The sequence below is a fragment of the Sphingomonas sp. EU05-FHT14C10 genome, assembly GCF_058790595.1.
This window is the reverse complement of the sequence record NZ_JBYTEN010000001.1, coordinates 126,998-145,689: the sequence shown is the minus strand read 5'-3', so window position 1 is coordinate 145,689 and position 18,692 is coordinate 126,998. Positions and strand designations below refer to the sequence as shown.

The window sequence follows — 18,692 nt, the reverse complement described above, 5'->3', positions numbered from 1 at the left end:
CCGCCCCGCCCCGTTTCCGCCATGCCTGTGGCCGCCGATCCATCGGGCCGATCCCGATGGCGCGCGTCGCGCCGCCTCCGGCGCGCTATGCGCCAGGCGTCGCCGATTTTGAAGGATAATCTGTGCCCGTTCCACCCGATTCCCGCCCGCAACATCGCATCGCCAAGCTGCTGGCCCGCGCCGGGGTTGCGTCGCGGCGCGAGATCGAACGGATGATCGCCGAAGGGCGCGTCGCGCTCGACGGCAAGGTGCTGGAAACGCCGGCAACTTTGCTGTCTTCGCTCCACGGCGTCACGGTCGACGGCAATCCAGTCGCCCAGCCCGAGGCCGCGCGGCTTTTCCGCTTCCACAAGCCCAAGGGCGTGCTGACCACCGAACGCGATCCCCGTGGCCGCCCGACCATCTACGATCGCATGCCGCGCGGGTTGCCGCGCCTCGTCCCCGTCGGACGCCTCGACCTCAACACCGAGGGGCTGTTGCTGCTCACGACCGACGGTGGTCTGAAACGCCAGCTCGAGCTTCCGGCGACCGGGGTCGAGCGCACCTACCGCGCGCGCGCCTACGGGCAGGTCAGCCAGGCGCAGCTCGAGGATCTGATCGAGGGCATCGAGATTGACGGCGTGCGCTATGGGTCGATCGACGCCAATCTCGAACGGCGCACCGGCGCCAATGTGTGGGTCGAGATGAAGCTGCGCGAAGGCAAGAATCGCGAGGTGCGTCGCGTGCTCGAGCATCTCGGCCTCGAAGTCTCGCGCCTGATCCGCACGTCATACGGTCCCTTCCCGCTCGCCGACCTGCCCGTTGGCGCGGTCGAGGAAGTGCGCCAGCACGATCTCGGCGCCTTCATGAAGGCGATGAAGCTGGGCGGCCCGTTGCCCACCGCGCCCCGGCAGCCCGCGCCGCCGCGCGAGGAGCGTCGCTCCGGCCCCACGCCGCGACGTCCCGAGCGCCATGTCGAGGCGACGCGCCCGGCGCGAAGCGGAAAACCGACACGCCCTGCTTCAGGAGCGAAGCCGACGCATGCCGAACGGCCTCCGCGCGAGGAGAAGCCCGGCAAACCGCAACGGCCCGGCCCGTCGTCGCGCAACGAGCTTTCCACCCGGTCCGAACTGTCGCCGAAATCGCCCCGCCCGCCGCGACCAGGCAGCCGACCGGGCCGTCGTCCGCCTTCGCGCCCCGGCCCCGCGCCGAAGCGCCGGGGCTGACCGATGCGGATCATTGCCGGCGAATGGCGCGGTCGTTCGATCAACGCACCTGTGGGCGACGCAACGCGCCCGACCGCCGATCGCATGCGTGAGGCGCTGTTTTCGATGCTCGCGAGCCGCCTCGGCGATTTCGAAGGACTGGCGGTCGCCGATCTGTTTGCGGGCACCGGCGCTTTGGGGCTGGAGGCCCTGTCGCGCGGAGCCGCACGCTGCACCTTTGTCGAGCAGGATCGCGCAGCGCTGGCGGCGCTCAAGGCCAATGCAGAGCGGCTCGGCGCCGGCGATCGCGCAGTGATCCGCGCGCAGTCGGCGACCAGCTTCGTGGGCGGTCCCTTCGATCTCGTCCTGCTCGATCCGCCGTACAACAAGGGGCTCGGCACGCAGACGCTGGAGCATCTGCGCAAGATCGCGGCGGTGACGCCGGCAACGCTGCTCAGCCTCGAGACCGCCAAGGGCGAGCCCGCCGATTTCCCCGGTTATGTCGTCGAGACCGATCGCACCTATGGCAAGGCGCGGCTGCTTCTCCTCAGGCCCGTATAGGCGCCGCGAGGGCGCTTATTTCATCCCGAAGGCGTGAACCGCGCCGAGGAATAGGGCGTAGAGCGAACCCGAAAGCACGATCGCCGCAGGCAGTGTCGTCACCCAGGTGAGCGCGATGCGGCGGATCGTTCCCGCCTGGAGGCCCGCCGGATTGCCGACCGCCGCGCCGGCAACGCCGCTCGACAGGATGTGCGTGGTCGAAACCGGCAGCCCCTTCACCTGCGCGAGCAGGATCGTGCTGGCCGCCATCAGTTCGGCCGCCGCGCCCATGGCATAGCTCATATGGCGCTTGCCGATGCGCTGGCCCACCGTCACCACGATACGCTTCCAGCCGACCATCGTGCCGAGGCCGAGCGCGAGCGCCACGGCGACCTTCACCCAGGTGGGGATGAAGCGCGTGCTGCTTTCAAGCTGCTTGCGATAATCGACAAGAATCTTGTCCTGCCCGCTGGGGAAGCGCTTGGCGGCCTTCTCGCCATCCTTGGTCAGCAGGTTGAGCGTGTCCTGCGTCAGATACATGTCGTTGCGCAGGTTGGCGGTCGCCGCCGCCGGCACGCGCGCCAGCGAACCATAGCCGGTCAGGCGCGTGTCGATGTCGCCCGAAAGCGTGGCGAGCGCGCCATAAACTGCGGGCTTGTCGACCGCGCGGTGGCGCAGCCCGTCGCGCAGCGTTTCGCGCGCGAGTTCGGGGTTGGCCGCCACGACGCCGCCCGAATGAATCTGGAAGACGTTGCGTGCCGCTTCGGCGCTCTGGACGAAGGCCGGCGTCGCGCTGTCGGGCATGGTGCGATTGAGCGCGTAGGCGGTGGGCGCGACGCCGATCAGGATCAGCATGATCAGGCCCATGCCTTTCTGCCCGTCATTGCCGCCATGCGCGAACGACACGGCGGTGCAGGTGAAGATCAGCAGTGCGCGGATCGGCCCCGGCGGCGGAGCGCCTTCCTTGGGCTCCTCGAACATCGCCTTGTTCTTGATGAACAGGCGCATCGCATAAATCAGCAGCATCGCGCCGATGAAGCCGATCAACGGGCTGAACAGCAATGCGGCCAGCACGCTCTGCGCCTGCCCCCAGTCGACGCCCGAAGTGCCGCTGGCGCCCGATGACATGAGCTGGTTGGCGATGCCGACGCCCATGATCGAACCGATCAGCGCGTGGCTCGAAGAATTGGGGATGCCGAAATACCAGGTGCCGAGGTTCCACGCGACGGCCGCGATCAGCAGCGCGAAGATCATCGCGAAGCCCGATGCGCTGCCGACCTGCAGGATGAGATCGACGGGCAGCAGCGTGATGATGCTGTAGGCGACCGCGCCGGTCGAGGTCAGCACGCCGAGGAAATTGAACGTGCCGGACCACACCACGGCCGCCAGCGGGGGCATCGAATTGGTGTAGATGACGGTGGCGACAGCGTTCGCCGTATCGTGGAAGCCGTTCACGAACTCGAAGCCCAGCGCGATCAGCAGCGCGAGGCCGAGGAACAGGAAAGCGCCAAGGGCAAGCTGCTCGCCCACCTCCTGCGTGTCGTTGAACACGCTGATCCCCGCGTAGATCAGGCCCCCGGCGATCGCGAACAGAAACGCGATGATCGTTGCGGGGTGAACGCCTTTGTCGAGCCCGTTCGCGAATGAATCGGCGTCGGCAGTGGTAGCTGTCATGTTGTTGGTGTTGCCCTAATAGCTGATTGCGCCCTTACCGCTCGCGGAACGATCGGACAAGTCGCGAATTGCCACCGATAGTCTCGCGGCGGTTGCCCGGAGGCTTCACGTTCCCTAACTGTTCGCGCGTGACCGTTCCTGCCCCCACCCCCGCCGACCCGCCTTATCTGAAGGGTCTCAACGAACCGCAACGCGCTGCCGTGCTGACGACCGAAGGCCCCGTTCTCGTCCTTGCCGGCGCGGGCACGGGCAAGACCGCGGCGCTCACCGCGCGCCTCGCGCACCTGCTGTTCACCCGCAAGGCGTGGCCGTCGGAGATTCTCGCGGTCACCTTCACCAACAAGGCGGCGCGCGAGATGCGCGAGCGAGTCGGCCGCCTTGTCGGCGAGGCGGTCGAAGGCATGCCCTGGCTCGGCACCTTCCACGCCATCTGCGCGCGGATGCTTCGACGTCATGCCGAGCTTGTCGGGCTCCAGTCCAACTTCACGATTCTCGATACCGATGATCAGCTTCGCCTGATGAAGCAGCTGATCCAGGCCGAAGGCATCGACGAGAAGCGCTGGCCCGCGCGTCAGCTGTGCGGCCTCATCGATCGCTGGAAGAACCGGGGTTGGACCCCGGCCGAGATCGATGCCGGCGAAAGTGAGCATTATGCGAACGGCAAGGGGCAGGCGCTCTATGCCGCCTATCAGGATCGGCTGCGCGCGCTCAATGCCTGCGATTTCGGCGATCTGCTGCTCCACATGCTGACCATATTGAAGCGCGACCGCGACGTGCTGGAGCAATATCAGCAGCGCTTCCGCTACATCATGGTCGACGAATATCAGGACACCAACAGCGCGCAGTATCTCTGGCTCCGCCTGCTCGCCCAGACGCGCAAGAATATCTGCTGCGTCGGCGACGACGATCAGTCCATCTATTCGTGGCGCGGGGCCGAGGTCGCCAACATATTACGATTCGAGCAGGATTTTCCCGGCGCCGCGATCATTCGGCTCGAACAGAATTATCGTTCGACCCCGCACATCCTCGCTGCCGCATCGGGGCTGATCGCCAATAATGGCGGCCGCCTCGGCAAGACGCTGTGGACGGAATCAGGCGAAGGCGAGAAGGTGAAAGTGCTCGGCGTCTGGGACGGACCGGAGGAAGCGCGCCGCGTCGGCGAGCTTGTCGAGGAAGCCGAGCGGCGCGGCGAGCGGATCGAAGACATCGCGATCCTCGTCCGTGCCCAGCATCAGACGCGCGAGTTCGAGGATCGCTTCATCGCGATCGGCCTGCCCTACCGCATCGTCGGCGGTTTCCGTTTCTACGAACGCGCGGAGATCAGGGATGCGCTTGCCTATCTCCGCCTCGTCAACCAGCCCGCCGACGATCTCGCCTTCGAACGCATCGTCAACACGCCCAAGCGTGGCCTCGGCGATAAGGCAGTCGAAAAGCTCCACCGCCTCGCGCGTGCCGAGAGCATCCCCCTCGCCTTCGCCGCCGCGCGCATCCTCGACACTGATGAGCTGACCGGCGCGGCGCGGCGCAATCTGGGCACTTTTATCGGCGATCTCGCGCGCTGGCGCGATTTGTCCGCCACCGAACCCCATGCCGAGCTCGCTCGTCGCATCCTCGAGGAAAGCGGCTATACCGCGATGCTCCAGGCCGATCGCAGCCCCGAAACCGCCGGCCGCCTCGAAAACCTCGCCGAGCTTGCCCGCGCGATGGAGGAATATGAGACGCTCGGCGCTTTCCTCGAGCATGTCAGCCTCGTCATGGACAATGATGCGCAGGCCGAAGGCGCCAAGGTGACGATCATGACGATCCATGCCGCCAAGGGGCTTGAGTTTGGCACCGTGTTCCTCGTGGGGTGGGAGGAAGGCATCTTCCCGTCGCAGCGCGCGCTCGACGAAGGCGGGCTCGCCAGCCTCGAGGAGGAACGCCGCCTCGCCTATGTCGCGATCACGCGCGCTCGGCACAAGGCATTCATCCTCCATGCCGCCAATCGCCGCATCTACGGCCAGTGGACGTCGAGCATTCCCAGCCGTTTCGTCGCCGAACTCCCCGCCGCGCATATCGAGAGCGAAACGAGCATGACCGGCGGCGAGAGCCTGTGGCGCGCCAACTGGTCGGAGCGTGCCGATCCGTTCGCCAATGTCGCGCGCGGATCGGGCCGCGGTCCGGGCTGGCAGCGTGCCTCCACACCCGGCCAATTCGTCCGCGAACCCACCCGCATCGTCGAGGCGCGCGCGAGCAGCGTCAGCCTGGGCGCGAAACCGCGCACCGATCTGTCGATCGGCCAACGCGTCTTCCACCAGAAATTCGGCTATGGCGCGATAGCCGCGATCGAAGGCAACAAGCTGGAAATCGACTTCGAGACCGCAGGCCGCAAGCGCGTGATGGACAGCTTCGTCACGACGGGGTGAGGAACTCCGCAATCATCCGCCCTTCCCAAATTTTCGCCAGCGCCTATTGAGGCTTGCGATGCAACCGCAAGCCGAAGTCGATCGTCTGCTCCGTGAAGGCGTTGCTGCCATGCAGCGCGGCGACGCGCGCGCGGCGCGGACGCATTTCGAGCATGTCGGATCGTTGCAGGGCGTGGTTCCGCCCTATCTGCTGATCGCCCAGTCGTGCCGCGCGCTTGGTGACGAGGCGGCGGAGGAGCAGGCGCTCGACGCCCTGCTGGCCGAGCAGCCCCGCCACCTGCGCGGCCTGTTAATGAAGGGCGATGCCGCCGTCCGGCGCGGCGACGATCGTGCCGCCACCAGCTTCTATCAGTCTGCGCTCGCCAGCGCGGCGCTCTCTGCCAGCATCCCGCAAAATCTGGCCGCCGAGCTCGGTCGCGCGCAGGCCTTTCTCGCGGGGGCGAGCGGGCGTTATGAAACGCACCTGATCGACCATCTCGACGCTGCCGGATTTGGCGGCGAGCGCCTCGCGCCAGCCGTCCGCCGCGCGCTCGATGTGTTGACCGGCAAGCGGCAGGTCTATCTGCAGCAGCCCAACAGCTTCTATTATCCTGGCCTGCCCAACATCGAATTTTACGAGCGCGAGCGCTTTGCCGATTGGCTGCCGGCGGTTGAGGCCGCCACGCCCGCAATCCGCGCCGAGCTGGAAGCCGTCATGCGCGATGACGGCGATTTTCCCGCCTATGTCGAGGCGCGCGCGGACCGGCCGCGCTCGTCGAGCCCGCTGCTCGAGGATCCGAGCTGGGGCGCATTCCATCTCTGGCGCGCGGGCGAGCGCGTCGCGGGCAATGTCGAGCGCTGCCCCGCGACGATGGCGGCGCTGGAGCATGCTCCCATCCCGCATATTGCCGGTCGTTCGCCGATGGCGCTCTTCTCGCTGCTCAAGCCCGGCACGCACATCCAGCCGCACAACGGGCTGATCAACACGCGCCTCATCTGCCATATTCCGCTGATCGCCCCGCCCGATTGCGCATTGCGCGTCGGCGCCGAAACGCGGGCATGGCGCGAGGGCGAAGCGCTGATCTTCGACGATTCGATCGAGCATGAGGCATGGAACCGGTCGAACCGGACCCGCGTCATCCTGCTGTTCGAGATATGGCGGCCCGAGCTTTCGGATGAGGAGCGCGCCGGCCTGACCGCGCTTTACGAAGCGATCGGCGCCTATGGCGGCGTGCCCGTCGAGGAAACGCTCTAACCCACATGAGCAAGCCCCCGCACCCTTTCAGCTTCCCGGATTTCCGCGCCTATTTCGTGGCGCGGCTGAGCAGCACGCTGGCGCAGATGGCGATGGTCATCGTTATCGGCTGGCAGGTCTACGACCTCGCGCGCAGCCAGCTTGGCATGAGCCCCAAGGAAGCGGCTTTCCAGCTTGGGCTGATCGGCGTCGCACAGTTCGCCCCGCTCGCGGTGCTGACTTTGGTCGTCGGCTGGGTTGCCGACCGCATCGACCGGCGCTGGATCGCGCGCGCCGCCGTGGCGCTCGAGGCGCTGTGCGCAGGCACGCTCGCGATCCTCACCGCGACCGGAACGATCAACCTGCCGGCGCTGTTCGTCGTGGCCGCGCTGCTCGGCGTCGCGCGCGCCTTCGCAAGTCCCGCGCTGCAGGCGCTGTCGCCCAATCTCGTGCCGCCCGCCGTGCTTCCCACCGCGATCGCCGTCAGTTCGATCGCATGGCAGAGCGGATCGGTGCTCGGGCCGGCGATGGGCGGCCTGCTCTATGCCGGCCACCACAGCCTGCCCTACACGGTCTCGTTCGGGCTGTTCCTGCTGTCGTTCCTCGCGCTGATGATGATCGGGCCGGTGAAGCGCCCTACCCTCGCCGCCGCCGCGCCCTGGCGGCAGATGATCGAGGGGCTGCACTATGTGCGCCGCAACCGCCTCGTCCTCGGCGCGATCTCTCTCGATCTCTTCGCCGTTCTGCTCGGCGGCGCGACCGCGATGCTGCCCATCTATGCACGCGACATCCTGCATGTGGGGCCGGAGGGACTGGGGCAACTCCGCGCCGCGCCTGCGGCGGGCGCGGTGATGATGGGGATTTTCTTCTCGATGCGGCCGATGAGGAACCATGTCGGCTTCAAGCTGCTGTTCGCGGTCGCGGTGTTCGGCGGCGCGACGATGGTCTTCGGCTGGTCGCGCTCGATGCCGCTGTCGCTGGCCATGCTCGCCTTGCTCGGCGCGGCCGACATGACCTCGGTGTATGTCCGCCAGTCGCTGATCCAGCTTTATACGCCGGACGACATGCGCGGGCGCGTCGGCGCGGTATCGACGCTGTTCGTTTCGGGATCGAACGAGCTTGGCGAGGCTGAGTCCGGTTTCCTCGCCGCGCTGGTGGGGCCGATCGCCGCTGTCGTGGCGGGTGGGATAGGTTCCATTCTCGTTGCCGTGCTATGGGCGAAATGGTTTCCCGAATTGCGCAATGCGCGTAGCTTTGTCGCACCAACTTCTCTCGAAGACGTTCCCATCAAGGAGACCAAGGATGAAGGCTGAGACCGTTCTCGAGACCATCGGCAACACGCCGCATATCCGCATTCAGCGCCTGTTCGGCGATGCCGAGGTCTGGGTGAAGTCCGAACGATCGAACCCCGGCGGATCGATCAAGGATCGCATCGCGCTTTCGATGATCGAGGATGCCGAGCGCTCGGGCGGGCTGAAGCCCGGCGGCACGATCGTCGAGCCGACCAGCGGCAATACCGGTATCGGCCTCGCCATGGTCGCGGCGGTGAAGGGCTACCGCCTGATCCTCGTCATGCCCGAAAGCATGTCGATCGAGCGCCGCCGCCTGATGCTCGCCTATGGCGCGACCTTCGATCTCACCCCGCGCGAAAAGGGCATGAAGGGCGCGATCGAGCGCGCGATCGAACTGGTCGAGCAGACCCCCGGCGCGTGGATGCCACAGCAGTTCGAGAACCCGGCCAATATCGACGTCCATGTCCGCACGACGGCCGAGGAAATTCTCGCCGATTTCCGTGATGCGCCGATCGACGTTCTGATCACCGGCGTCGGCACCGGCGGCCATATCACCGGCACGGCCGAGCGGCTGAAGAAGGACTGGCCCGCGCTCAAGGTCTATGCGGTCGAGCCGACGCTCTCGCCGGTCATCTCGGGCGGCCAGCCCGGTCCGCACCCGATCCAGGGCATCGGCGCCGGCTTCATCCCGGCGAACCTCCACACCCAGTCGATCGACGGCGTGATCCAGGTCGATCCCGCCGACGCCAAGGACTATGCTCGCCGTTCGGCGCGCGAGGAAGGCCTGCTCGTCGGCATCTCGTCGGGTGCCACGCTGGCCGCTATCGCGCAGAAGCTGGCGCAGCTGCCCGCCGGCAAGCGGGTGCTCGGCTTCAACTACGACACGGGCGAGCGCTACCTCTCGGTCCCGGATTTCCTGCCGGAGGCCTGACGGAGCCGGGCCGTGCGCCTGCGCACTGCAACCGAAACCGATATCGACGCGCTGGATCGCCTGATCCGGCGCGCGATGGCGCAACTGCTCGATCCGGTGCTCACCCCCGATCAGGTCAAGGCGAGCTATGCCGTGATGGGGCTCGATCGCCAGCTCGTCGCCGACGGGACCTATGTGGTTGTCGAGGATGGCAGGCGCCTCGTAGGCTGCGGGGGCTGGAGCGACCGGGCGACGCTCTATGGCGGCGATCACTCGGCAGGGCGCGATACGCGGCGTCTGAATCCGGCGCGCGAGCCGGCGCGCATTCGCGCCATGTACACCGATCCCGATCACAGCCGGCGCGGCATCGGTCGCCTGGTGCTTGAGGAATGCGAGCGCCGCGCGCGCGCTGCGGGATTCGCTCGCACCCAGTTGATGGCCACGCTGGCGGGCGAGCCGCTCTATCTCGCCTGCGGCTATCGCGAGATGGAGCGCGTGGTCGATATGGTCGACGGCGTCGGCGTGCCGCTCATCCGGATGGAGCGCGCGCTGTCATGAAGCCGGAAAGCCGGATTCTGGCGATATGGGCCATTCCGCTGATGGCGACGCTCGCGGCCCTGCTTGGCCTCGCGAGCTGGTGGAGCAGCCATGCACCCCAAGGGCAGACGGCGGCGGCGAAGATATTCAAGCGCGCCGCGCTTCCACCGCCCCCGCCGATCGAGCCGCTCGAGCTGCGCGATCTGTCACGCGAGGATGCGGTGAAGATCAACGATGGCGTGCCGTTCGTGAAAGGGCCGATCCCGCCCGCGCGCCCGTTCAAGCTTTCGGACAAGGACGAAGGCTATGATCGCGCGGTCGACTGCCTCGCGTCGGCGATGCTCTACGAGGCGGGTTCCGCCGATGATCCCGGGCAGCGCGCAGTGGCGCAGGTCGTGCTCAACCGCCTCCGCCATCCGGCTTTCCCCAAGACGGTCTGTGGCGTGGTGTTCCAGGGATCGGAGCGGACGACCGGATGCCAGTTCACCTTCACCTGCGACGGCGCGCTCGCCCGCTCGCCGCCGCCGTCGGTCTGGGAAGACACGCGCAGGCGCGCTAAGGAGATGCTGGCGGGCAAGGTGTTCAAGAGCGTCGGCTATGCCACGCATTACCACACCAACTGGGTCGTGCCTTACTGGAGCGAGACGCTCGACAAGATCGCTGCGGTAAACACCCACCTCTTCTTTCGCTGGACCGGGTGGTGGGGCACGCCGGGCGCGTTCCGCTTCGGCGAGCAGGGGCCGGAACCGACGATCGGCAAGCTCGCCTTCCTCTCGCCGGCGCACAAGGTAACGACGGATGCGCTCAAGGTCGATCCCGCGGCGCTCGGGATCGACGCGCTCGCAATCCTGCCAGCCAGCAAGCCCCGGAAGATGACGGCGGTATCGGTCGCCGGCGACACTTTCTTCGTCGTCCTCGACGGCAAGGCGTCGCCTGACAGCTACCCGGCGCTCGCGCTCCAGACCTGCGGCGACAAGCCCTTCTGCAAGCTTATGGGCTGGACCGATCCGGCCAGGGCCCCGACCGCGATGCCGCTCAACGAGCAGCAGATCGCGGCCCAGTCCTTCAGCTATCTGCGAAACCGCAGCAACGGTTTCGAGAAGATGCTGTGGAACTGCCGCCAGTTCAAACGCGCCGATCCGGCGCAGTGCATGAAGCCGGCGACACCCTCCGTTACGCCGCGAACAGCTCCGGCTCCAGCGCCATCAGGCTCTCCGACCCCGCCTCGATCTCGCGACGCAGCGAACCCGCCCGCGGCATGATCCGCTCGGCGAAGTAGCGCGCGGTCACGCGCTTCGCCTTGGCGAAATCGATATCCTCGCCATCGAGCGCGCGCAGCGTCTTCAGCCACATGAACCCGAGCGCGACGATCCCCATGATGTGCAGGTAGGGCGTCGCCGCCGCGCCGGCATTATTGGGGTTGGCGAGGCCGTTCTGGACCAGCCACATCGTCGCGGCCTGGAGTTCGCCCAGCGCCTTTTCGAGCCGCGTCGCCAGATCGGCGGTCGCCTCGTCGGCCTTGCCCGCCGCGATCTCCTCGCCGACCAGCTTGAAGAAGGCCTGCACCGCGCGGCCGCCATTCTGCGCCAGCTTGCGCCCGACGAGATCCATCGCCTGCACGCCGTTGGTGCCTTCGTAGATCATCGCGATGCGAGCATCGCGGACATATTGCTCCATGCCCCATTCGGCGATGTAACCATGGCCGCCATAGACCTGCTGGGCGTTGGTCGCGATGTGATAGCCCATGTCGGTGCCATAGCCCTTGATCACCGGGGTGAGCAGCGAGATCAGGTCGTCGGCGGCGATGCGCTCTTCCTCGGTCTGCGCCTTGTGGCTGAGATCGACCTGGAGCGCGCCCCACAGGCACAGGGCGCGAAGCCCTTCGGTCAGCGCCTTCGACTCCATCAGCATCCGGCGCACGTCGGGATGGACGAACAGCGTGTCGGCTTTCTGGTCCGGCTCGGCCGGGCCGGTGAGCGCGCGGCCCTGGCGGCGGTCCTTGGCGTACTGGACCCCGTTCTGATAGGCGACCTCGCCCTGCGACAGGCCCTGCAGGCCGACGCCGAGGCGCGCGACGTTCATCATGATGAACATGGCGGCGAGGCCCTTATTCTCCTCGCCCACCAGATAGCCGGTCGCGCCGTCATAGTTCATCACGCAAGTGGCGTTGCCGTGGATGCCCATCTTGTGCTCGATCGAGCCGCACGACACGGCGTTGCGATCGCCCAGCGATCCGTCCTCGTTGACCATGAACTTGGGCACGATGAACAGCGAGATGCCCTTCACATTGTCCGGCGCGCCCGCGACCTTGGCGAGAACGAGGTGGATGATGTTCGAGGTCAGGTCATGCTCGCCGGCTGAGATGAAGATCTTGGTGCCGGTGATCGAATAGCTGCCGTCGGCATTGGGATCGGCCTTGGTGCGGATGAGGCCCAGATCGGTGCCGCACTGCGGCTCCGTCAGGTTCATCGTGCCGCTCCACTCGCCCGAGATCATCTTGGGAACATAGGTGGCCTTCTGTTCGTCCGATCCCTTGACGAGGATCGAGGCGACGGCGCCCTGCGTCAGCCCGTTATACATGGCGAAGGCCATGTTGGCCGAGCAGAGATATTCCTCGAACGCGGTGGCTACGACGTGCGGCATCGCCTGCCCGCCAAATTCCTCCGGCCCGGTGAGCGTCGACCAGCCGCCGGCGACGAACTGGTCATAGGCGGCCTTGAAGCCGGTGGGCGTGGTGACCGATGCGTCGTCATGGCGCGTGCAGCCTTCGCTGTCGCCGACCTGGTTGGTCGGGAACACGACTTCCTCGACGAACTTGGCGCCTTCGCCCAGCACTGCCTCGATCATATCGGCCGAGGCATTCTCGAAGCCGGGAAGATTGGTGTAGCGATCGAGCCCGAGCAGCTTGTCCAGCACGAAACGCGTGTCGCGGAGCGGGGCTTTGTAGATGGGCATGTCGTGTCTTTCCTGAACAAAAATATATGTGTCGGAAGCGCGGACTCATCCGTCCGCGATGCGGCAGGCGTCGCGCCTCAGGCGCCCTCGGCCTCGGCCTGCTCGACGGTATGGATGAAGCGTTTCAGTTCATCGACGGCCGCGTCGATATCGCGCTTCTGCGCTTCGAGCATTTTCACCCGCGCGGCGCATTTCTCGATCGTCACGCGGCGTTGCTCGTGGCGGCCGTCACCGATGTCGAACAGATCGATCATCTCGCGAATCTCGCCGAGCGAGAAGCCGACGCGCTTGCCGCGCAGGATCCAGGCGAGCCGCGCGCGATCGCGCTTGGTATAGATGCGGGAGGTTCCACGCCGCATGGGCGAAATCAGCCCTTCATCCTCGTAGAAGCGCAGCGCGCGGGCGGTGACGCCGAATTCCTCCGACAGGTCGGAGATGGAATATTGATGCCGGTTGCGCTTGTCCGGCGTGTCGACAGTCGCGTGATGCTGGGTTGCCATGGCGCTTTATATCTTGACGTTTACGGAATGGTCAAACCCGCTCTAGCCCATCCGGGCCGATGCGCCGGTAGAAGCAGCTTCGCTCGCCGGTATGGCAGGCTGGCCCGGCGGCCTCGGCGCGAATCCAGATCGCATCCTGATCGCAGTCGACGCGCATCTCGACGACGCGGAGGACGTTGCCGGAGCTTTCTCCCTTCTTCCAGAGCCGCCCGCGGCTGCGCGACCAGAAATGCGCCTCCCCGGTCGATCGGGTGAGCGCGAGCGCAGCCGCATTCATGTGGGCGACCATCAGCAGCGTGCCGTCGCCGGCATCGGTGACCACGGCGGTCACCAGTCCCGATGCGTCATATTTGGGATCGAGCGCCGATCCCTGTTCGCGATCCTGATCCATTCGCATTCCCTGCCTTCGCCGCAGGGCTAGCCATGGTTGCGGATCGCGTCCACCAGCTCTTTCTTGTTCATCGACGATCGGCCAGCGATCCCGATGCGCTTCGCCTCGTCATAGAGATCGTCCTTCGATCGATCCTCGAGATGCGTCGAGCGGTGGCGCAGCGTCCCGGCCGCCTGGGCATTGGCGATTCGTGCGGCCTTCTCCTTGGAGTTGCCGTCCTTTCGCAGCCTTTCGTACAGCGCCTCATTCTTGATCGAAGGCCCCGGATCGCGCGTGGGCATGGCGTTTCTCCTCGTCTGACGGCGGTTGAACGCGCGGGCGGGCGCGACGCTCCGCATTTCATCTGTTACAAGAGGGCGACAAATCGAGGAGGTGCTCCTATATGGCGCGAAACGCTCACCCGATGGGTCCGCAATTGATGATCACCACCAATCCCTTCGACGACGACAAGCTCCGCGAGGAGTGTGGCATTTTCGGCATCTGGAATGCCGAGACTGCATCCGCGATGGTCGCGCTCGGCCTCCACGCCCTCCAACATCGCGGGCAGGAAGCCGCCGGCATCACCAGCTGGGATGGCGCGCATTTCCACACGCATCGCGCGATGGGCCATGTCGCCGGCAATTTCGATCGTGACGAGGTTATTCGCGGTCTCCCCGGCCGGGTCGCCTGCGGTCACGTCCGCTATTCGACCACGGGCGAGACCGCGCTGCGCAATGTCCAGCCGCTCTTCGCCGATCTTGCCAGCGGCGGTTTCGCCATCGCGCACAACGGCAATATCTCGAACGCGATGAAGCTGCGCCGCGAGCTCGTCCGCCGCGGCAGCATCTTCCAGTCGACCTCGGATACCGAGACGATCATCCACCTCGTCGCGACCAGCGCCTATCGCACCTTGCTCGACAAGTTCATCGATGCGCTGCGCCAGGTCGAGGGCGCCTATTCGCTCATCTGCCTGACGCCCGAAGGCATGATCGCCTGCCGCGATCCGCTCGGTATCCGTCCGCTGGTGATGGGCAAGGTCGGCGACGCGACGATCTTCGCATCGGAAACCGTCGCGCTCGACGTCGTCGGCGCGGAGTATATCCGCTCGATCGATCCAGGCGAGATCGTGATCGTCACCGAATCGGGCATCCGCTCGATTAACCCCTTCCCGCCGATGAACCCCCGGCCCTGCATTTTCGAGCATGTCTATTTCTCGCGTCCCGATTCGATCGTCGAAGGCTCGTCGGTCTATTCGGTGCGCAAGGCGATCGGTGCGCAGCTGGCGATCGAATCGCCGATCGACGCCGATTTCGTCATTCCCGTGCCCGATTCGGGCGTGCCCGCCGCGATCGGCTACGCCCAGCAGTCGGGCATTCCCTTCGAGCTCGGCATCATCCGCTCGCACTATGTCGGGCGCACCTTCATCCAGCCGGGCGATCAGGTCCGCCATCTCGGCGTGAAGCTGAAGCACAACGCCAACCGCGCGCTCATCGCCGGCAAGCGCATCGTGCTGATCGACGATTCGATCGTGCGTGGCACGACGTCGCTCAAGATCGTGCAGATGATGCGCGATGCCGGCGCGACCGAAGTCCATATGCGCATCGCCAGCCCGCCGACGCGGCACAGCTGCTTCTACGGCGTCGACACGCCTGAGCGCGCCAAGCTGCTCGCCGCCAAGCTCGATGTGCCGGGCATGAGCGATTATATCCATGCCGACAGCCTTTCCTTCATCTCGATCGACGGGTTGTACAAGGCGCTGGGTCAGGAACGGCGCACGCAGGTCCGCCCGCAATATTGCGATGCCTGCTTCACTGGCGACTACCCGACGACGCTGACCGATCAGGACGATCTGGCGCCGCCCGAGGACCAGCTGGCCCTGCTCGCCGAACGCGTGATCTGATCCCCCTTTTCTGCAGGATATTGCCGCAATGACCGCGACTCCCCTCGCCGGCCGTCTGGCCCTCGTCACCGGCGCGAGCAGGGGCATCGGCGCGGCGACAGCCGAAGCGCTCGGCAGGGCCGGCGCGCACGTGATCCTGACCGCGCGTACCTCGGGCGGGCTCGAGGAAGTCGAGGAGCGTATCCACGAGGCGGGCGGATCGGCGACGATCGCACCCGTCGATCTGACCGATGCGGAGGGCGTGGGCCGACTCGCTGCGGCGATCGCCGAGCGCTGGAAGGCGCTCGACATGCTCGTCCTCAACGCCGCGATGCTCGGCAATCTCGGGCCGGTCCAGTCGATCGACGCCAAGGAATTCGCACGCCTGCTGACGCTCAACGTCTCGGCGCAGCAAGCGCTGATCGCGGCCTTCGATCCGATGCTCAGGATCGCGAACGGCGGCGGCAGCGTGATCGGCATCACCTCCAGCGTCGGGCGCAAGCCGCGCGCCTTCTGGGGCGCTTACGGGGCCTCCAAGGCCGCTTTCGAAACTCTGCTCGATGCCTATGCGGAGGAGCAGCGCCATCTCGGCAAGGTCCGCGTCGCGATCATCGATCCCGGCGCGACGCGCACCAAGATGCGCGCTGCGGCCTATCCGGGCGAGGATCCGGACAAGGTCAAGCCGCCCGAGGCAGTTGCGGATCGTGTCGCCGCGCTGCTGACGACCGGCTTCGAGACCGGCCACCGCGAGCGCGTCGACTGATCATTTCGCGTCGATTGCGGCCTTGATCTCGGCGATGAAGGCACGGCGCCTGGCCGACAGATCGGGATCCGTCGCCTTGGGCCAAGCACTCGACATGGCGACGACCAGCTTGCGCGCCGGGTCGACGAAGATCGTCTGGCCGAAGATGCCGACGGCCTGAAAGCTTCCGTCGTCATTGGTCCACCACTGATAGCCGTAACCGGCGCCGGGTGCCCCGATATCGGCCTGCTTGTGCGTGGCGGCGGCGAACCAGCCCGCAGGCACCACGCGCTTGCCCTGCACCACCCCGTCGGCCAGCACGAACAATCCGATCCGCGCATAGTCGCGCAGCGCCACCGAAATGCAGCAGCCACCGATATTCTGGCCTGAGGCATCGACCATCCAGAACAGATCGCGCTCCATGCCGAAGGGCTTCCAGATCTTCTCCTCGGCATAGGCGGACAGCGACTTGCCCGTCGCCTTGCTGACGATCACGCCGATCAGGTTGGTCTCGCCGGTCTTGTAGACCCATTTGGTCCCGGGCACGGCCTCGCGCGGCAGCTTGGCAAGATAGAAGGCGGTCTGGTCGACGCCCGGCGACGGCATCTCCTTGTACATGCTCGCCACATCGGAATTGGGATCGGTGTAATCCTCGTTCCATTTGACGCCGGATGTCATGGTCAGCACCTGGCGCACGGTCACGCCTTCATAGGCGCTGCCTTTCAGCTCGGGCACATAGTTGGTGACCGGATCGTCGACCGATTTGATATAGCCGTCCTGCACCGCCGCGCCGACGAGCGTCGAGGTCAGCGATTTGGCGACCGAGAAGCTGGTGTAGCGTCCCTCGCGTGAATAGCCGCGCGCGTAGCGCTCCAGCCGCACCTTGCCGTCCTGCACCACGATCAGCCCGGCGACATTGTTGGCGGCGATATAGGCGGAAGGATCGAGTTTCAGTGGCTTGCCCGCCGGCAGCGCGCCCGGCTTCTCCCCGGCATGTGCCGTGGTGCCCGGGAACAGTTTCTCCATATGCGGGAAATTGGCGTCGCGCTGCGCCTGCGACCAGAAGAGGATTTCGGCCCCGGCCTGCCGGATCTGGGCTTCATTCTCCTTGGTGAACGCCACCTGCTCCTTCGCATGGACGGCCGTCACCGGCGCGAGCGCCATCAGCGCCGCACAGACCAGCATCCTCATCCCCTCACTCCCCTTTTTTTATCAGCGTCACCTGCGCGACGTCGATGCCGCCGCCCCGGAAACCACCCTCGCAATACATCAGATAATAGCGCCACAGTCGCACGAAGCGCTCGTCGAACCCCTGCGGCAACTGCCCGGCCTCGACCGCCATGTCGAAGCGTTCGCGCCAGCGCTTGAGTGTTTCGGCATAATGGAGTCCGAATCCCCTGCGGTCGCGCCATTCGAGGCCCGCTTCGGCGCAGAAGGCCGCGAACCGGCTTTCGGAGAGCAGCATGCCGCCGGGGAAAATATAGGTCTGGATGAAATCGGCGCCGGCCGCGTAGCGATCGAAGATGCGGTCGTCGATCGCGATATACTGGATCGCGGCGCGCCCGCCGGGCTTCAGCGCGCGGGCGATCGCCTCGACATAGGTGCGCCAGTAATCCTGCCCCACCGCCTCGACCATCTCGACGCTGGCGATCGCGTCATATTGGCCGGCAACGTCGCGATAATCCGTCAGGTCGATGCGGATGCGCCCGGCGTTCACATTGGCGCGATTGAGCGCCAGCGCATGATCGCGCTGCTCGGTCGAAAGCGTGATGCCGGTAACCGCAGCGCCATATTCGTCGGCCGCAATCTCGGCGAGCGTTCCCCAGCCGCAGCCTATTTCAAGCAGTTGCTGGTCGGGCTTCAGATCGAGCCTGTCGAGAAGCGCGCGCACCTTGTTGAGCTGCGCATAGGCCAGCTCCTCGTCGGGCCGGATCGGCTCCTGGAACAGCGCGGACGAATAGGTCATCGTCTCGTCGAGCCAGGGCCGGTAGAAATCATTCCCCAGATCATAGTGGAAGGCGATGTTGCGCCGCGACCCGGCCTTCGAGTTCCGGTTGCGTCCATGCCGCAGCTTGTTCACCGCAGAAAACAGCCCGCGCGCCCGCGCAATCTGGCCCAGCGTCACCGCATTGCGCATGAACAGATCGAACAGCGGAACCGGATCGGGGCTGATCCATTCGCCCTTTTCCCACGCCTGATACCAGCCGACCGACCCGTTCCGCGCCAGCCGGAGCAGCGCCCGCCAGCTCGTCAGCGTCACTTCGGCCACCGGCCCCGGCGATCTCCCCCCGATAATCCGGTAGGAACCGTCGGGCAGCCACGCCTCGATGGCCCCGGCCGTCAGCCCCTTGTCGATCCGGTCGAGCAGGCGATGGAACGGCGCCGACGTCAGCACGGTCCACAGCCCCGCGCCGCCGCCGAAACCACGACGTCCGCTCAGGAACTGGCGCCCACGGTCTGGCTTCTGCGCGTTCATGGCCTTCATTCTACT

17 protein-coding genes are annotated in these 18,692 nt (G+C 66.2%); 10 read left to right on the top strand and 7 right to left on the bottom strand.

All coding sequences use genetic code 11. The features are described from left to right. Window positions 1-122 precede the first annotated feature (122 nt). Together AC3WT0_RS00660 and rsmD are read left to right on the top strand one after the other, a co-directional pair. Complete coding sequence (locus AC3WT0_RS00660) at window positions 123-1,205, top strand: pseudouridine synthase (RefSeq protein WP_492750618.1); 1,083 nt, start codon at window positions 123-125, stop codon at window positions 1,203-1,205. A gap of 3 nt (window positions 1,206-1,208) precedes the next feature. Beyond that, window positions 1,209-1,745, top strand: coding sequence for a 16S rRNA (guanine(966)-N(2))-methyltransferase RsmD (gene rsmD / locus AC3WT0_RS00655; protein WP_492750617.1), 537 nt, complete (start codon window positions 1,209-1,211; stop codon window positions 1,743-1,745). A gap of 15 nt (window positions 1,746-1,760) precedes the next feature. On the opposite strand, the gene AC3WT0_RS00650 is transcribed toward rsmD, so the two are convergent. Then, a complete protein-coding gene (locus AC3WT0_RS00650; protein WP_492750616.1) occupies window positions 1,761-3,398 on the bottom strand; it encodes an inorganic phosphate transporter in 1,638 nt (545 codons plus the stop codon). Between the two features lie 128 nt (window positions 3,399-3,526). Here AC3WT0_RS00650 and AC3WT0_RS00645 point away from each other — a divergent pair, with 128 nt between their 5' ends. From AC3WT0_RS00645 to AC3WT0_RS00620, 6 genes are read left to right on the top strand one after another with little or no spacing between them, the layout of a single operon-like run. Continuing rightward, a complete protein-coding gene (locus tag AC3WT0_RS00645; protein ID WP_492750615.1) occupies window positions 3,527-5,803 on the top strand; it encodes an ATP-dependent helicase in 2,277 nt (758 codons plus the stop codon). Between the two features lie 58 nt (window positions 5,804-5,861). Then, on the top strand, window positions 5,862-7,037 hold the full coding sequence (locus AC3WT0_RS00640) for an aspartyl/asparaginyl beta-hydroxylase domain-containing protein (RefSeq protein ID WP_492750614.1): 1,176 nt from the start codon (window positions 5,862-5,864) through the stop codon (window positions 7,035-7,037). A 5-nt stretch (window positions 7,038-7,042) separates the two neighbouring features. Further along, entirely contained in the window at window positions 7,043-8,329 is a 1,287-nt protein-coding gene (locus AC3WT0_RS00635; protein WP_492750612.1) for an MFS transporter, read from the top strand. Then, a complete protein-coding gene (cysK, locus tag AC3WT0_RS00630; protein WP_492750611.1) occupies window positions 8,319-9,239 on the top strand; it encodes a cysteine synthase A in 921 nt (306 codons plus the stop codon). The genes AC3WT0_RS00635 and cysK overlap by 11 nt, the downstream gene beginning before the upstream one ends. Window positions 9,240-9,251: 12 nt before the next feature. Continuing rightward, a complete protein-coding gene (locus AC3WT0_RS00625) occupies window positions 9,252-9,776 on the top strand; it encodes a GNAT family N-acetyltransferase (protein ID WP_492750610.1) in 525 nt (174 codons plus the stop codon). Beyond that, window positions 9,773-11,017, top strand: coding sequence for a cell wall hydrolase (locus AC3WT0_RS00620; protein ID WP_492750608.1), 1,245 nt, complete (start codon window positions 9,773-9,775; stop codon window positions 11,015-11,017). The genes AC3WT0_RS00625 and AC3WT0_RS00620 overlap by 4 nt, the downstream gene beginning before the upstream one ends. On the opposite strand, the gene AC3WT0_RS00615 is transcribed toward AC3WT0_RS00620, so the two are convergent. The 4 genes from AC3WT0_RS00615 to AC3WT0_RS00600 form a co-directional block, all read right to left on the bottom strand. Continuing rightward, on the bottom strand, window positions 10,929-12,710 hold the full coding sequence (locus tag AC3WT0_RS00615; protein ID WP_492750606.1) for an acyl-CoA dehydrogenase C-terminal domain-containing protein: 1,782 nt from the start codon (window positions 12,708-12,710) through the stop codon (window positions 10,929-10,931). The genes AC3WT0_RS00620 and AC3WT0_RS00615 overlap by 89 nt on opposite strands. A 77-nt stretch (window positions 12,711-12,787) precedes the next feature. Further along, window positions 12,788-13,210, bottom strand: a complete 423-nt coding sequence (locus AC3WT0_RS00610) for a MerR family transcriptional regulator (RefSeq protein WP_492750605.1) — start codon at window positions 13,208-13,210, stop codon at window positions 12,788-12,790. A gap of 31 nt (window positions 13,211-13,241) precedes the next feature. Beyond that, complete coding sequence (gene hisI, locus AC3WT0_RS00605; RefSeq protein WP_492750604.1) at window positions 13,242-13,601, bottom strand: phosphoribosyl-AMP cyclohydrolase; 360 nt, start codon at window positions 13,599-13,601, stop codon at window positions 13,242-13,244. Window positions 13,602-13,627: 26 nt separating this feature from the next. After that, window positions 13,628-13,882, bottom strand: a complete 255-nt coding sequence (locus AC3WT0_RS00600) for a Rho termination factor N-terminal domain-containing protein (protein WP_492750602.1) — start codon at window positions 13,880-13,882, stop codon at window positions 13,628-13,630. A gap of 137 nt (window positions 13,883-14,019) precedes the next feature. Between AC3WT0_RS00600 and purF the strand changes: the two genes are divergently transcribed. Together purF and AC3WT0_RS00590 are read left to right on the top strand one after the other, a co-directional pair. Beyond that, a complete protein-coding gene (gene purF, locus AC3WT0_RS00595) occupies window positions 14,020-15,480 on the top strand; it encodes an amidophosphoribosyltransferase (protein WP_492751175.1) in 1,461 nt (486 codons plus the stop codon). Between the two features lie 28 nt (window positions 15,481-15,508). After that, a complete protein-coding gene (locus AC3WT0_RS00590; protein ID WP_492750600.1) occupies window positions 15,509-16,222 on the top strand; it encodes an SDR family NAD(P)-dependent oxidoreductase in 714 nt (237 codons plus the stop codon). On the opposite strand, the gene AC3WT0_RS00585 is transcribed toward AC3WT0_RS00590, so the two are convergent. Further along, window positions 16,223-17,392 (bottom strand): serine hydrolase domain-containing protein, encoded by a 1,170-nt coding sequence (locus tag AC3WT0_RS00585; RefSeq protein WP_492750598.1) that lies wholly within the window; start codon window positions 17,390-17,392, stop codon window positions 16,223-16,225. It lies immediately after the preceding gene. A 4-nt stretch (window positions 17,393-17,396) separates the two neighbouring features. After that, a complete protein-coding gene (locus AC3WT0_RS00580; protein ID WP_492750597.1) occupies window positions 17,397-18,677 on the bottom strand; it encodes a class I SAM-dependent methyltransferase in 1,281 nt (426 codons plus the stop codon). Window positions 18,678-18,692 lie beyond the last annotated feature (15 nt).

Excerpts from the sequence above, each read along its gene's own strand:
- rsmD (WP_492750617.1), top strand. The coding sequence starts at position 1,209 with ATGCGGATCATTGCCGGCGAATGGCGCGGTCGTTCGATCAACGCACCT.
- AC3WT0_RS00590 (WP_492750600.1), top strand. The coding sequence starts at position 15,509 with ATGACCGCGACTCCCCTCGCCGGCCGTCTGGCCCTCGTCACCGGCGCG.
- AC3WT0_RS00585 (WP_492750598.1), bottom strand. The coding sequence starts at position 17,392 with ATGAGGATGCTGGTCTGTGCGGCGCTGATGGCGCTCGCGCCGGTGACG.
- AC3WT0_RS00600 (WP_492750602.1), bottom strand. The coding sequence starts at position 13,882 with ATGCCCACGCGCGATCCGGGGCCTTCGATCAAGAATGAGGCGCTGTAC.
- AC3WT0_RS00620 (WP_492750608.1), top strand. The coding sequence starts at position 9,773 with ATGAAGCCGGAAAGCCGGATTCTGGCGATATGGGCCATTCCGCTGATG.
- AC3WT0_RS00640 (WP_492750614.1), top strand. The coding sequence starts at position 5,862 with ATGCAACCGCAAGCCGAAGTCGATCGTCTGCTCCGTGAAGGCGTTGCT.
- cysK (WP_492750611.1), top strand. The coding sequence starts at position 8,319 with ATGAAGGCTGAGACCGTTCTCGAGACCATCGGCAACACGCCGCATATC.
- hisI (WP_492750604.1), bottom strand. The coding sequence starts at position 13,601 with ATGGATCAGGATCGCGAACAGGGATCGGCGCTCGATCCCAAATATGAC.
- AC3WT0_RS00650 (WP_492750616.1), bottom strand. The coding sequence starts at position 3,398 with ATGACAGCTACCACTGCCGACGCCGATTCATTCGCGAACGGGCTCGAC.
- AC3WT0_RS00610 (WP_492750605.1), bottom strand. The coding sequence starts at position 13,210 with ATGGCAACCCAGCATCACGCGACTGTCGACACGCCGGACAAGCGCAAC.
- AC3WT0_RS00580 (WP_492750597.1), bottom strand. The coding sequence starts at position 18,677 with ATGAACGCGCAGAAGCCAGACCGTGGGCGCCAGTTCCTGAGCGGACGT.
- AC3WT0_RS00615 (WP_492750606.1), bottom strand. The coding sequence starts at position 12,710 with ATGCCCATCTACAAAGCCCCGCTCCGCGACACGCGTTTCGTGCTGGAC.
- purF (WP_492751175.1), top strand. The coding sequence starts at position 14,020 with ATGATCACCACCAATCCCTTCGACGACGACAAGCTCCGCGAGGAGTGT.
- AC3WT0_RS00635 (WP_492750612.1), top strand. The coding sequence starts at position 7,043 with ATGAGCAAGCCCCCGCACCCTTTCAGCTTCCCGGATTTCCGCGCCTAT.